Source organism: Aeromonas sp. 2692-1 (assembly GCF_013085505.1).
GTDB classification, from domain to species: Bacteria; Pseudomonadota; Gammaproteobacteria; order Enterobacterales; family Aeromonadaceae; genus Aeromonas; species Aeromonas hydrophila.
In genome coordinates this window covers 2,914,860-2,928,715 of the sequence record NZ_CP038513.1, presented here as the reverse complement: position 1 = coordinate 2,928,715, position 13,856 = coordinate 2,914,860, and the positions used below count along the sequence as shown (strand labels likewise).

General features: G+C 63.9%; 9 protein-coding genes. 4 read left to right on the top strand and 5 right to left on the bottom strand.

What is annotated here, in order from left to right:
- The first annotated feature begins 48 nt into the window (after positions 1-48).
- Genes E5E97_RS13915 through E5E97_RS13905 form a run of 3 tightly spaced genes read left to right on the top strand, consistent with a single transcriptional unit; the run spans position 49 to position 4,151 of the window.
- Complete coding sequence (locus tag E5E97_RS13915) at positions 49-1,179, top strand: FIST signal transduction protein (protein WP_171280450.1); 1,131 nt, start codon at positions 49-51, stop codon at positions 1,177-1,179.
- A complete protein-coding gene (locus E5E97_RS13910; protein WP_024944073.1) occupies positions 1,176-2,609 on the top strand; it encodes an HD domain-containing phosphohydrolase in 1,434 nt (477 codons plus the stop codon). Before E5E97_RS13915 ends, E5E97_RS13910 begins: the two co-directional genes overlap by 4 nt.
- 15 nt (positions 2,610-2,624) lie before the next feature.
- The gene (locus tag E5E97_RS13905; protein ID WP_171280449.1) at positions 2,625-4,151 is read left to right on the top strand and encodes an HD domain-containing phosphohydrolase; all 1,527 of its coding nucleotides are present in this window, start codon (positions 2,625-2,627) and stop codon (positions 4,149-4,151) included.
- 61 nt (positions 4,152-4,212) lie between these two features.
- Here the strand turns inward: E5E97_RS13905 and purL are convergent, their stop codons facing one another.
- Complete coding sequence (gene purL, locus E5E97_RS13900) at positions 4,213-8,118, bottom strand: phosphoribosylformylglycinamidine synthase (RefSeq protein ID WP_171280448.1); 3,906 nt, start codon at positions 8,116-8,118, stop codon at positions 4,213-4,215.
- 149 nt (positions 8,119-8,267) lie between these two features.
- Between purL and mltF the strand changes: the two genes are divergently transcribed.
- Positions 8,268-9,758 (top strand): membrane-bound lytic murein transglycosylase MltF, encoded by a 1,491-nt coding sequence (gene mltF, locus E5E97_RS13895; protein ID WP_011705651.1) that lies wholly within the window; start codon positions 8,268-8,270, stop codon positions 9,756-9,758.
- Between the two features lie 358 nt (positions 9,759-10,116).
- On the opposite strand, the gene E5E97_RS13890 is transcribed toward mltF, so the two are convergent.
- From E5E97_RS13890 to E5E97_RS13875, 4 genes are all read right to left on the bottom strand, one after another.
- Positions 10,117-10,350, bottom strand: coding sequence for a zinc ribbon domain-containing protein (locus tag E5E97_RS13890; protein WP_041216326.1), 234 nt, complete (start codon positions 10,348-10,350; stop codon positions 10,117-10,119).
- A gap of 104 nt (positions 10,351-10,454) precedes the next feature.
- The gene (gene der / locus E5E97_RS13885; protein WP_011705649.1) at positions 10,455-11,954 is read right to left on the bottom strand and encodes a ribosome biogenesis GTPase Der; all 1,500 of its coding nucleotides are present in this window, start codon (positions 11,952-11,954) and stop codon (positions 10,455-10,457) included.
- Between the two features lie 74 nt (positions 11,955-12,028).
- Positions 12,029-13,213 carry an outer membrane protein assembly factor BamB gene (bamB, locus tag E5E97_RS13880; RefSeq protein ID WP_171280447.1) on the bottom strand — a complete coding sequence of 395 codons (1,185 nt, stop codon included), beginning with the start codon at positions 13,211-13,213 and terminating at the stop codon, positions 12,029-12,031.
- Positions 13,206-13,856, bottom strand: coding sequence for a tetratricopeptide repeat protein (locus E5E97_RS13875; protein WP_011705647.1), 651 nt, complete (start codon positions 13,854-13,856; stop codon positions 13,206-13,208). Before E5E97_RS13875 ends, bamB begins: the two co-directional genes overlap by 8 nt.

Here is a 13,856-nt window from a genome sequence, read left to right as displayed (position 1 = left end):
CCCCCCTTGCTGATATATTGATGATTGGCAGGAAAGGAGTTCCGAGCGATGATGCAGCCCGCGTTTCATTCATTCGATACGCAGCCACTGGCCGAGGCACTGCGCCCCTATCGTGGCCAGCGGCTCGACGTCTTGCTGGCCGAGCAGGATGCAGAGCACGTAGCCGATCTGCAGCAGCAATGTAGCCACCTCGACATTCAACTCAGCGGCGCCCTCTTTCCGCGCCTCCTTAGCCGTCACGGTTTTCATGAACGCGGCGCCTGGCTGCTGCCGCGCCCGGCCTCCCACGTCCCGCAGCTCATCCCGCTCGATCCCGTCGCCAGCGCCGATGAGCAGGCCCGTCTGCTCTGCGACGCGCTGGCTCCTCGTCTTGCCCAGTGGCCAGCAGCCGAAGGCATTCCGACCCTCTTTCTGACCTTCGATGCCATGATCCCCAACATCGCCACCCTCCTCGATGGGATCTATCTGCATCTCGCGGACAGGGTCCACTATGCCGGCGTCAATGCCGGCAGTGGCCAGTTTCGCCCCATGCCCTGCCTGTTCGACAACCACAGGTTGCTGGATCAGGCGGTCTGCTGCACCCTGCTGCCCCATCGCAGCTACCCCTTGCTCGAGCACGGCTATCAGCTCACCGCCCAGCCCATGCTGGCCACCAGCAGCGAGGGCAACAAGATCTCCTTCATCGACTGGCAGCCCGCCTTCAGCCGCTACCAGTCCCTGGTCCAGCAACAGTTCCAGCAGCGCCTGACTCCGGAGCAGTTCTACCAGTACGGCGTCCACCTGCCGCTTGGGCTGCTGCGAGCCAACGGCGACGTCATCGTGCGCATCCCGGTCGCCGTCACCGACGAGGGGGCGCTGCTCTGCGTCGGGGAAGTGCCGGATCACAGCATCCTCACCCTGCTCAAGGCGCCGCACAGCCCGACCGCTCACGCCATCGAGCTGGCCGAAAAACTGAGCCGGCACGGGGCGCCGGAGCGCCTCGAGATCTACTACTGCGCCGGCCGCCAGCAGCACTTCGGCGAACAGAGCACCTTGGAGCTGGAGACCCTCTTCAGCCACAGCGGCGCCCACGAACTGGTCGGCGCCCTCTCCCTTGGCGAGATCGGCAGCCTGCGGCCAGGGGACTATCCGCTATTTCACAACGGCGCCATTGTCTGCAACGGGGAGGGATTGCGATGAACAACGACCACGCCATGGCCATCGTCTGCGATCTCGCCCTCTGCATCGGCCGCGAGGTCACGCTGGATGCCCTGCTGACCAAGGTGCTGCAGCGCTTTCTGTTTCACTGCGCCTGCCCGGTCGGGCTGGTGCTGCAGCAGTTGCCGCAGGGGGAGTACAAGATCATCAAGGCGATCGGCGACGAGCAGCTGCTTCGCCATCAGGGAGAGCCGCTCCCACTGCCCCACTGGGTCAGCGACGGCGAGCAGTGCATCCTGCGGGCAGCGCTGCCGCTGCCAGGCTCGCGCCCCTACCCGTTTGCCTATCGGCTTCGGATCGAGGGAGGCTATCTGATGCTGCTGCTCTCCCCCAATGCGGAGCAGCAGGGGGAGCAGCTCTGCCACCTGTTCAGCCCCATCCTCGGCAACCTGGCCCGCGCCATCCAGCTGTGCCGGGATAGCGAGCAGCTGGCCCTGCGCCAGCAGGCGGAGCTGGTCGACATGCAGCGCTTCAACGAATCCCTGCTCAAGGCAATCCCCATCCCGGTGTTCTACAAGGATGTCGAGGGGCGCTTCATCAGCTGCAACCCGACCTTCACCCAGATCACCGGCATCAGCAAGGCCGAGCTGCTGGGCAAGCGGGTAGACGAGATCCTCCCCCCCGAGATGGCCGACGAATACACCCAGCGCGACCTGGAGGTGCTGCGCAGCAGGCAGCCGCAATATTTCGAGCACACCCTGTTTGATCGCAGCGGCCACCGCTATCAGGTGCTCAACTTCAAGGATCTCTTCTACGACCATCAGGGTGAGGTGGCCGGCATCATCGGCGCCCTGGTCGACATCACCCACATCAAAGAGAGCGAGCAGCAGCAACGCACCCTGCTGTTCCAGACCATAGCGGCGCTTTCCTCCGCCATCGCTCACAAGGATCCCGGCACCGCAGGCCATGAGCGGCGCGTGCACGATCTCGCGCTGGCCATCGGCCAGCATCTGCAACTTTCCCAAGAACGCCTCGATGGGCTGGGCCTCGCCGCCATGGTGCACAACATCGGCCTGTTGCAGATCCCGGCGGAGATCCTCACCCGCCCCCGCGCATTGAGAGAGGTGGAGTTCGAGCTCATCAAACAGCACCCGCAGGCGGGCTGTGAAATCCTGCAGCAGATAGACTTCCCCTGGCCCATCACCGCCATCGTGCAGCAGCACCATGAGAACCTGGACGGCAGCGGTTATCCGCAAGGGCTGCAGGGGGATGCCATCTCGCTGGAGGCGCGCATCATCCGGGTGGCGGATTCTCTCGCCGCCATGACCGCCCACCGCCCGTTCCGGCGAGCCATGTCCCTCACCGATGCCTTTGCCGAACTGACCCGCTATGCCGGCGTCCACTACGACGAGCAGGTGGTCAGCGCCTGCTTCGCCGTATGGCAGGCGGGTTATCGCTTTGCCCCCCTTTGACCGAGGCAGGATGAAATGAGCTCAAGACCCGCACCGCCCTTTCCCCCGCTGCCCACGGCCGCCCTGCTTGGCCAGGTGATGGATCAGCTGCCCTATCGGGTGCTGCTCAAAGACACCCGCTCCGTCTTCATCGCCTGCAACCGGCTGCTGGCAGACGATCTCGCCCTCACCCCGGCCGAGCTGGTCGGCAAGTGCGATGCCGACTTCTTCCCGGCCGAGCTGGCCAAGCGCTACCGGGATGACGATCTGAGGGTCATGGCCAGCGGCACCACCCAGCGCCACGAAGAGCCCTATCTGAAGGGGGGCGAGGCCCGCTGGCTCAGCACCACCAAGTTTCCCCTGCACGACGAGCTGGGCCAGGTGGTCGGGGTCGGCGTCTTCTTCGACGACATCACCGAGAAGAAACAGCAGCAGGAGCGGTTGCAGCAGTACACCTGGACCCTGGAGGCCATCGGCCGCGCCCACCACGCCATGCTCAAGCAGGATGATGAGCAGACCCTGCTGCAGGAGATCTGCGATGCCATCACCTTCGACGGCCGCTTCCCCCTCGTCACCGTGCTGCAGGAAAACAGTGACCAGCACACCCTGCAGGTGCTGGCGCAGGCGGGCAACGCGGTCTGGTTTGCCAGCGACGACTGGCTGACCCGGGATCCCGCCCTGCATCAGGCCATCGGAACCGGGGCGCCGTGCAACGAAGCCCTGGCCAGCGCGCTGGTGCACCACTCGGCCACCCTGCGCGCCCGTCTGCTGCTGCCGCTGCAGTGGCACGCCGGCGGGCATGGCGGCCTGCTCATTCACAGTGAGCAGGCACGCCCCTTCACCGACGAGGAGGTGCACCTCTTCAGCCAGCTGGCGGACTACCTTGCCTACGGCCTGCAGGCCCGCGCAACCCAGCAGGCCTATCTCACCGCCCAGCGCGACAAGGTGCTGCACGCCCGCCAGCTGGAGCTGGCGCTGGAAGATGCCCTCGGCGCCATTGCCGCCGTGCTGGAGCAGCGCGATCCCTACACCGCCGGCCACCAGAAGCATGTCGCCACCCTGGCGCTGGCCATCGGCCGCGAGCTGAAGCTGGACGACAAGCGGCTGCGGGGGCTCTATCTGGGGGCCATGGTGCACGACATCGGCAAGATCCAGGTGCCACTCGATATCCTCACCAAACCGGGCCGGCTGACCCCACAGGAGTTCAACCTGGTCAAGGAGCACCCGGGTGCCGGCTATCAGGTGCTCAAGGACATCGCCCTGCCCTGGCCCGTCGCCCAGATGATCCACCAGCACCACGAGTTCATCGACGGCTCCGGCTACCCGGCGGGGCTCAAGGGCGAGCAGATCCTGCTGGAGGCCCGCATCCTCACGGTGGCCGACATCGTGGAGTCCATGTCCTCCGATCGTCCCTACCGTGCCGCCCTCGGCATTCCTCAGGCCAGGGCCCACATCATCGAACTGCGCGGCAGCAAGCTGGATGCAGCGGTAGTGGATGCCTGCCTGCGCATCCTCGATCGCGGTGACTTTACCCCCCATGAACTGGGCCACGGCCAGTTCTAACGGGCAAGCCGCCATAAAAAAACCGGCCACAAGGGCCGGTTTTTTTGTTTGCGATGCGCGTTTAACCCAGGCGTACCCGGGCGTTGCGGAACATCCGCATCCAGGCGCCGTCCTCGCCCCAGTTGTCCGGGTGCCAGGAGTTGGCCACGGTGCGGAACACCCGCTCCGGGTGCGGCATCATGATGGTGGCGCGCCCGTCCATGGTGGTCACCGCGGTGATACCCGCCGGTGCACCGTTCGGGTTGGCCGGATACTGCTCGGTCACCTGACCGCGGTTGTCGACGAAACGCAGCCCCACCAGCCCGCTCTGTTGCAGCGCAGCCAGGTGAGCGGCATCGCGCACCTCCACTCGCCCTTCCCCGTGGGAGACGGCAATCGGCATCACCGAGCCTGCCATGCCGGCGAAGAAGGCCGACGGAGAGTCCTGCACTTCCACCAGGCTGAAGCGGGCCTCGAAGCGCTCGGAGCGGTTGCGCACGAAGCGCGGCCACAGATCGGCCCCCGGGATCAGCTCGCGCAGGTTGGACATCATCTGGCAACCGTTGCACACCCCCAGGGAGAGGGTGTCGCCGCGCTCGAAGAAGCGCTGGAACTGCTCGCGGGCACCGTCGTTGAACAGGATGGACTTGGCCCAGCCTTCGCCCGCCCCCAGCACGTCGCCGTAGGAGAAGCCGCCACAGGCTACCAGGCTCTGGAACGCATCCAGCTTGATGCGCCCCTCGAGGATGTCGCTCATGTGCACGTCCACCGCCGCAAAGCCGGCGCGGTCAAACGCCGCCGCCATCTCCACGTGGGAGTTGACCCCCTGCTCGCGCAGCACCGCCAGACGGGGGGAGGCCCCGCGGGCAATGTAGGGTGCCGCCACGTCCTCGGCCGGGTTGTAGCTGAGCTTGGCCTGCAGGCCCGGATCGGCTGCGTCCTGACGGGCGGCATGCTCCTGATCCGCGCACTCCGGGTTGTCACGCAGGCGCTGCATCTGCCAGCTGGTCTCGCCCCAGATGGTACGCAGGGCGGTGCGGCTGGCGCGGTAGACCTCCTGACCGGCCCGCTGCAGGGTGATGAGATCCCCCTCGCGCACCGTGCCGAGCACATGGGAGCAAGCCGCCAGGCCGTGACCGGCCAGCAGGGTCATCACCGCTTCTTTATCTTCACGACGCACCTGGATGACGGCGCCCAGCTCTTCGTTGAACAGGGCCGGCAGCAGCTCGCCGCCGATGCGATCCAGCTGCAGGTCGAGACCACAGTGACCGGCGAAGGCCATCTCCACCAGAGTGACGAACAGGCCGCCATCGGAGCGGTCGTGGTAGGCGACAAGTTTGCGATCGCTCACCAGCGCCTGGATGGCATTGAAGAAGCCCTTCAGCTGGACCGGGTTGTCCAGATCCGGCGCCTTGTCACCCAGCTGGCGATAGACCTGGGCCAGGGCGGAGGCACCGAGGCGCTGCTTGCCGTTGCCAAGGTCGATGAGGATAAGGTCGGTCTCACCGAGATCGGTACGCAGCTGCGGCGTGACGGTATTGCGCACGTCCTCGACCCTGGCAAAGGCCGAGATGAGCAGGGAGAGCGGCGAGGTGACGCTGTGCTCCTTGCCATCCTGCTGCCAGCGGGTCTTCATGGACATGGAGTCCTTGCCCACCGGGATGGTGATACCCAGGGCCGGGCAGAGCTCCTCGCCCACCGCTTTGACCGCCTCGTAGAGGCCGGCATCTTCGCCCGGGTGACCAGCAGCCGCCATCCAGTTGGCGGAGAGCTTGACCCGCTTCAGAGACCCGATGTGGGCCGGCGCCAGGTTGGTAAGCGCTTCCGCCACCGCCATGCGAGCGGAGGCGGCGTGGGAGAGCAGCGCCACCGGGGTGCGCTCGCCCATCGACATGGCTTCGCCGTGGTAGCTGTCGTAGGTGGCGGCGGTGACGGCGCAGTCAGCCACCGGGATCTGCCAGGGGCCGACCATCTGGTCGCGGTTGACCAGACCGGTCACGCTGCGATCGCCGATGGTGATGAGGAAGGACTTCTCCGCCACGGTGGGCAGACGCAGCACCCGCTCGGCAGCCTCGCCCAGGGTGATGCCATCGAGCACCAGCGGCTTGCCCTGCGCTGGCAGGCTTGCAACCTCGCGGTGCATCTTGGGAGTCTTGCCCAGCAGCACATCCAGCGGCAGATCGATGGGGTGGTTGTCAAAGTGCTCATCCGAGAGAGTGAGATGCTTCTCTTCGGTGGCGCTGCCGATGACGGCATAGGGGGCGCGCTCACGCTCGCACAGCGCCTTGAACAGCGGCAACTTGTCCTTGGCCACTGCCAGCACGTAACGCTCCTGGGATTCGTTGCACCAGATCTCGAGCGGGCTCATGCCCGGCTCGTCGTTCGGAATGGCACGTAAGGAGAAGCGACCGCCGCGATCGCCGTCGCTCACCAGCTCTGGCATGGCGTTGGAGAGGCCGCCCGCCCCCACGTCGTGGATGAAGACGATGGGGTTGTCGTCCCCCAGCTGCCAGCAGCGGTCGATCACCTCCTGGCAACGGCGCTCCATCTCGGGGTTGTCGCGCTGCACGGAGGCAAAGTCGAGATCTTCTGCCGACTGGCCGGAGGCCATGGAGGAGGCCGCACCACCACCCAGACCGATGTTCATGGCCGGACCGCCCAGCACGATGAGGGCAGCCCCGACCGGGATCTCCCCTTTCTGGACGTGCTCGCTGCGGATGTTGCCGATACCGCCCGCCAGCATGATGGGCTTGTGGTAGCCGCGCACCTCGACGCCGTTGTGGCTCGGCACCTGCTCTTCGAAGGTACGGAAGTAGCCGAGAATGGCCGGACGGCCGAACTCGTTGTTGAAGGCGGCGCCGCCGAGTGGCCCCTCCTGCATGATGTCAAACGCGCTGACGATGCGGCTCGGCTTGCCAAAATCCTGCTCCCAGGGCTGCTCGAAGCCGGGGATACGCAGGTTGGAGACGGAGAAGCCCACCAGACCGGCCTTGGGCTTGGCACCGCGACCGGTGGCACCCTCATCGCGAATTTCGCCGCCGGAGCCGGTAGCGGCGCCCGGGAAGGGGGAGATGGCGGTCGGGTGGTTGTGGGTCTCCACCTTCATCAGGATGTCGACGCGCTCTTGATGATAGTGATACTCGCCGCTGGCGGGGCTCGGGAAGAAGCGGCCACCCTGGCTCCCTTCCATCACGGCGGCGTTGTCTTTATAAGCAGACAGGACATGATCCGGCGTCTGCTCGAAGGTGTTCTTGATCATCTTGAACAGCGACTTGGGCTGCTGCTCACCGTCGATGGTCCAGTCGGCGTTGAAGATCTTGTGGCGGCAGTGCTCGGAGTTCGCCTGGGCAAACATGTAGAGCTCGATGTCGTTGGGGTTGCGACCCAGCCGGGTGAAATTCTCCACCAGGTAGTCTATCTCGTCATCGGCCAGTGCCAGACCGAGCGCCACGTTGGCCTCGGCCAAGGCTGAGCGACCACCGCCCAGCACATCCACCTGGGTGAAGGGGCGCGGCTCGTGATGGGCAAACAGGGCGGCGGCCTCGTTCATCTCGCCAAACACCGTCTCCATCATGCGATCGTGCAGCACGGCGGCCACGTCGGCACGCTGGGTGGCGCTCAGCTCACCCTTGGCCTGCACGTAATAGGCGATGCCGCGTTCGAGCCGCTTGACCTGATTCAGGCCGCAGTTGTGGGCGATGTCGGTTGCTTTGGAAGACCAGGGGGAGATAGTGCCGGGGCGGGGGGTAACGAGAAACAGCTGACCGCTGGGGGTGTGTTCGGGGATGGTCGGGCCGTAGCGCAGGAGCTGGCCCAAGGTCGCTCGCTCCGGGGGCGACAGCGGGCTCGAGAGCTCGGCAAAGTGCACGTATTCGGCATAGACATCCTCTATCTCTACTCCTCTCTCCTGTTTCATCTGCGCGAAGCGTTGCAGCAGTTTTTGGACACGAAACTCAGACAGTGCGGGGGCACCACGCAAGATATCCATATGACCTTTCTCACCAAGTGTTGAAGTGGGGGGGAATTGAGACGCGCGTATTATAGGGATCAGGCCCATGCCGGACAAACGTTTTTCTTGTTTTGCCCAGTGTGACTCGGTGCACACTCTCTGGTATAAAGGTGCCTCTTTTTTGACAAATGCCGATTTTTTCAACAAGGGTACTCACCTACTTGCGCTGCATTTTTCGACTGTTTATCGGGCTGACGTTGCTGCTGACCCTGGTCGGTTGCGACTTCTACACCCCCTCCAGCCAGCTGGAGCAGATCCGCCAGCGTGGCGAGATCCGGGTTGGCACCATCTACGGCCCCACCTCTTATTACCAGCGTGACGACACCGCCCAGGGGTTCGATTACGAGCTGGCGCAGAGTTATGCCGACTGGCTGGGGGTCAAGCTGACCATAGTGCCGGTCTACTCCACCGCCGAACTGGTGGAACTGCTGAGAAAGGGCAAGCTGGATCTGGCTGCCGCCGCCATAGTGGTCACCCCGGAGCGACGCCAGCTGTTTCGCTTCGGCCCCGGCTTCTACCAGGTCTCCCCCAAGCTGGTCTATCGCAACGGTTCTCCCAAGCCCAAGGACATCGGCGATCTCAAGGGCAACATAGTGGTGCCGGCCGGTTCCACCGGCGAAGATCTGCTCAAGGAGCTCGCCAAGCAGTACCCCAACCTGAAGTGGAGCACCAATCGGGATGCCGATGTGGAGGAGCTGCTCAAGCAGGTGGCCGACGGCAAGATTGACTACACGGTGGTGCAGGATACCGTGCTGGCCCGCACCCAGCGCTACTACCCCGAGCTCACCGAGGGGATGACCCTGGCCAAGAACCAGACCGTGGCCTGGGCCATGACCAAGCTGCCGGACGACAGCCTCTACGCCAGCATCATCGACTTCTTCGGCCAGCGCTTCATGGACGGCGCCATCGCCAAGCTCGACGAGAAGTACTTCGGCCACGTGCAGAATTTCGACTTCGTCGACACCCGCACCTTCCTGCAGCGGGCCAAGAGCCTGCTGCCCAAGTATCAGGATCTGTTCAAGACCCACGCCAACGTGGTGGACTGGCGCCTGCTGGCCGCCATCAGCTATCAGGAATCCCACTGGGATCCGGAGGCGCGCTCCTACACCGGGGTGCGCGGCATGATGATGCTGACCGAGCCCACCGCCAAGGCGATGGGGGTCAACAACCGGCTGCACCCGGAGGAGAGCATCAAGGGCGGCGCCCGTTATCTGGAGCAGATGATGGAGAAGGTGCCCGCCTCGGTGCCCGATGACGAGAAGGTGTGGTTTGCCCTCACCGCCTACAACATCGGTTACGGCCACATGATGGATGCCCGCCGCCTGACCAAGGAGCTCGGCAAGAATCCCGATGCCTGGAGCGACGTGAAAGAGGTGCTGCCGCTGCTGCAACAGTCGCGCTGGCATCGCAAGGTACGCTACGGCTATGCCCGCGGCGGCGAGGCGCGCAACTACGTCAACAACGTGCGCCAGTACTACCAGAGCCTGCTCTGGCTCGATAACGAGCAGCAGAAAGCCCACCGCCGCGAAGAGCTGGACGATGACGACAGCAGCGAGCCGCCCAGTGCCGAGCGCCCCACCGTCATCGCCGAAGTGGTCAAGCAGATCACACTGCGCTGATCCCTTGTTGACAGGTTTGTTTTTCGGGTGGTTTCTCTGTTACCATCCGACCATACCGGAGCCTATCCGAAATTGTTTTTATCGCGCTATTTCATCCACTTGCACTCGGGATGACAGCACTTTCAGATAGGCTCCCATCATCACCCAAGGCCGGGATGGCCACCCAATGGGAGGAGACCAAGATGCGAGCTCGCAGAAGAACGACACTGGTCAGAAAAGCAAAGTGCGGCTGGAGCCCCAGACGCAAACTCAAGCTCAATGACATCAAACGCAAGATATGGCGCCGAAACCGCTCCTTCACCTTGCTGATAGCAGAACACACAGCATAAACCCGGCAATCGCCGGGTTTTTTATCGCCTCAATTCCCCGCCTGCGGGCTCACCTCAAAGACCACTGCCCGCTTCGATACCAGGCTGTTGCAGTGATTGCAGAAGTAATCCACCGCGCCGCAGGCCTTGAGCCGCTCCAGCTCCTGCCGGCAGGTCGGGCAGAGGGCCCGGATCTGGAAACGGGCCTGGCACTGGCTGCAGGTGGTCTCGCGGCTGCGACTGTCCAGCTCGCCCTGACAGGCAGGGCAGTGAAGGTGGCTCATGGTTGGCTCCTTGCAAAGTGAATGTGCAGTGGGTCAGCCCACTGCACATTCCCCTCCCCTTAGCCCTAGAAAAAACGGCTGCCGGTGAGGGCAGCCGCTGGGCCTTATTTCTTGGCTTTGGCCTTGAGCAGGCGCTTGCGTTGACGCTCCTGGCTCAGGGTCAGGGTATTTTTCTTGCCCTCGAACGGGTTGGCCGACTCCTGGAACTCGACCCGGACCGGCGTCCCCATGATCTTCAGCGACTTGCGGAAGTAGTTGATGAGGTAGCGCTTGTAGGAATCCGGCAAATCGTTGAGCTGGTTGCCGTGGATCACGATGCGCGGCGGGTTGTAGCCACCGGCGTGGGCATATTTGAGCTTGACCCGGCGACCGTTCACCATCGGCGGCTGGTGGTCTTCCTGCGCCATCTGCATGATGCGGGTCAGCATGGCGGTGCTGGTACGGCGGGTAGCGGACTGGTAGGCCTCCTGAATGGATTCGAACAGGTGGCCAACCCCGCTGCCGTGCAGGGCGGAGATGAAGTGTACGCGGGCGAAGTCGATGAAGCCCAGACGACGATCGAGCTCGTTCTTGACGTCCTCTTTCACCTTCTGATCCAGACCATCCCACTTGTTCACCACCAGTACCACGGAGCGGCCGGTGTTGAGCACGAAGCCGAGGATGCTCAAGTCCTGATCGGTGATGGTCTCCTGGGCGTCGATCACCAGCAGGCAGACGTTGGCATCTTCAATCGCCTTGAGGGTCTTGATGACGGAGAACTTTTCCACCGTCTCGTGCACCTTGCCGCGGCGACGCACGCCGGCGGTGTCGATGATGACGTACTTCTGCTCGTCACGCTCCATCGGGATGTAGACGGAGTCGCGGGTAGTCCCTGGCATGTCATAGACGATGACCCGATCTTCACCCAGCATGCGGTTGGTCAGGGTGGACTTCCCGACGTTGGGGCGACCGACGATGGCAAACTTGATGGGCAGATCGGCGAACGGCGTCTCCTTGGTGTCTTCCTTGGTGTCGAGTTCACCGGCAGCCACCATGCGCAGCAGGGCTTCTTCGTCGAAGTCCTCTTCTTCCTCATCCTGCGCGGTTTCTTGTGTGGCGGCGTCGACCAGGGTCTCCAGATGGGGGGCCAGCGCCAGCTCCAGCAGGCTCAGTACGCCACGACCGTGGGCGGCCGCCATCTGGTAGACCTCGCCCAGAGCCAGACCGTAGAATTCGGACACGGCGGAGTCACCGTCGATGCCGTCGGTCTTGTTGGCCACCAGAAACACCTTCTTGTGGGTCTTGCGCAGGTGCTCGGCGATGGCCTGATCCGCCGCGGTCAAACCGGCACGGGCATCCACCATGAACAGCACCACGTCGGCTTCTTCGATGGCCAGCAGGGACTGTTCGGCCATCTTCAGCTCGATCCCCTCTTCGGTGCCATCGATACCGCCGGTATCCACCACGATAAATTCCAGCTCGCCCAACTTCGCCTGGCCGTACTTGCGGTCCCGGGTCAGACCGGGGAAGTCAGCCACCAGGGCATCCCGGGTACGGGTCAGGCGGTTAAACAGGGTGGATTTCCCCACGTTGGGGCGGCCCACCAGGGCTACTACAGGAGTCATAAAAGCCTCATTCTCAAGACGACAAAGGCTCCGGGTCCGAAGACCAGGAGCCGGATATTCAGATTGACGGGCGATCAGGGACGCTGCAAAGCGTACAACTTGCCGCCACGGCTCTGCACATACAGGGTGTCACCATCCACCAGAGGGGCGGCGTACAGACCACTGCTGTCGAGCTGCTGCATGGCCTTGATGGTACCGTCGGTACGATCCAGCCAATACAGGTAACCTTCCACATCGCCGACCACCACATAGTCACCCAGGATGACGGGGGCGGTCACGGTGCGGTTTTCCAGCTGGGTATTGGACCACAGCTCGAGACCATTGCGACGGTCGACCGCAAACAGGTGGCTGCGGCTGTCGGTCAGCACGATGGCATTGCCGGTCACCGCCATGTCGCGGTAGCCGGAATACTTGCGCTTCCATACCTCGTCACCGGTCATCAGCTTGCGCGCCATCAGCTGGCCATTATAGGCGATGGCATAGAGCTCATCGCCGGCGATCAGCGGGGTGGCGTCCACGTCGACCATCCGATCCAGCTCGGTAGCACCGCGCGGGTCGGCGACCTTGGACTGGCGCACCGGCTGACCGTTGCTGAGCAGGGCGATGCCCACCTTGCCATCGGCGCGGCCGTACAACACGGCGCCGTTGGTGATGATGGGGGCACCGGCGCTGCGCAGGGTCAACGGCGGCTGTTCTTCCGCCAGCGTCCACTGCAGCTTGCCTTCATCGGTATCGAGCGCCACCAGGCGGCCCGAGGTGGTCAGCACCACTACCCGGCCATCTTCGACGGCAGGGCTCGCCACCACTTCACCCGGCACCGAAGTCTGCCACAGCACTTCGCCGTTCTCCTGGTTCAGGGCGTAGACCACCCCGTTCTCGGAACCCAGGAACAGCTTGCCGTAACGGGATACCAGGCCACCGGAGAGGCGGGCGCTGCGCTTGTCGGTGTTGATCGGCAAGTCAGCCAGATCCACGCTCCACAGCTCCTTGCCGCTTTCGCGGTCAAAGGCGGTCACGTCGCCATCGCGAGCGGCGGCATAGATGCGCTCCTCTTCCACCACCGGCTTGAGCTGGGAGTAGAAGTCGCCGATGCCGTCACCCACCGAGGAGGACCAGCTGGTATCGGCCGTGAAAGCGGACTCGACCTTGGGCAGCGGGGCCATCGGGTTGAGATCCTCTTCCGAACTGAACAGGGAGCACCCCTGCAGGGCGAAGGAGACCGCAGCCCCCAACACCACCATCTTGAACAGATTACGCATCCGGAGCCTCACCCGTGGTCACCGCTGGCAACGCCAGATCGTCCATTTTCAGCTTGAGCTCGGCGCTGCCCTGCAGGCCGCCGGCATCGGCCGCAGCCTGATAGGCATCGCGCGCCTCTTCGGCCTTGCCCTGCTTGAGCAGTACGTCGCCGCGCACTTCCGCGACCTGGGCCTTGAAGGCATCGTTGTTGATCTTGCCAAGCTGGGCCAACGCCTCGTCAGCCTTGCCCTGATCGTTCAGAACCCGGGCCAGACGCAGGGCGGCGATGGGACGGATGCTCTCGTCACCGCTGGTGGCCACCTGGGTCAGCTGCTCGACGGCCAGATCCAGCTTGCCAGCCTTGACGGCGGCGGCGGCCAGCTGCAAGGCAGCCAGTTCGGCATAGGAGTCACCCTTGTGGGCACTGATGAAGCTTTGCGCCTGCTCGAAGCCGGCGGCATCGCCCTTGGCCAGCTGGGCAGCCATCTCGTTGTAAGCCTGGGAGGCAGTCTCCTGGCTGGTCTGCTGATGCTCGTTGTAGTAGCGCCAGCCAAAGAGTCCAACCAGACCGATAACAGTTCCTGCGATCACCGAGGTTCCGTTCTCTTTCCACCAGCTCTTGATGACCTCAACCTGTTGTTCTTCGGTGGTATAAACTTCCAC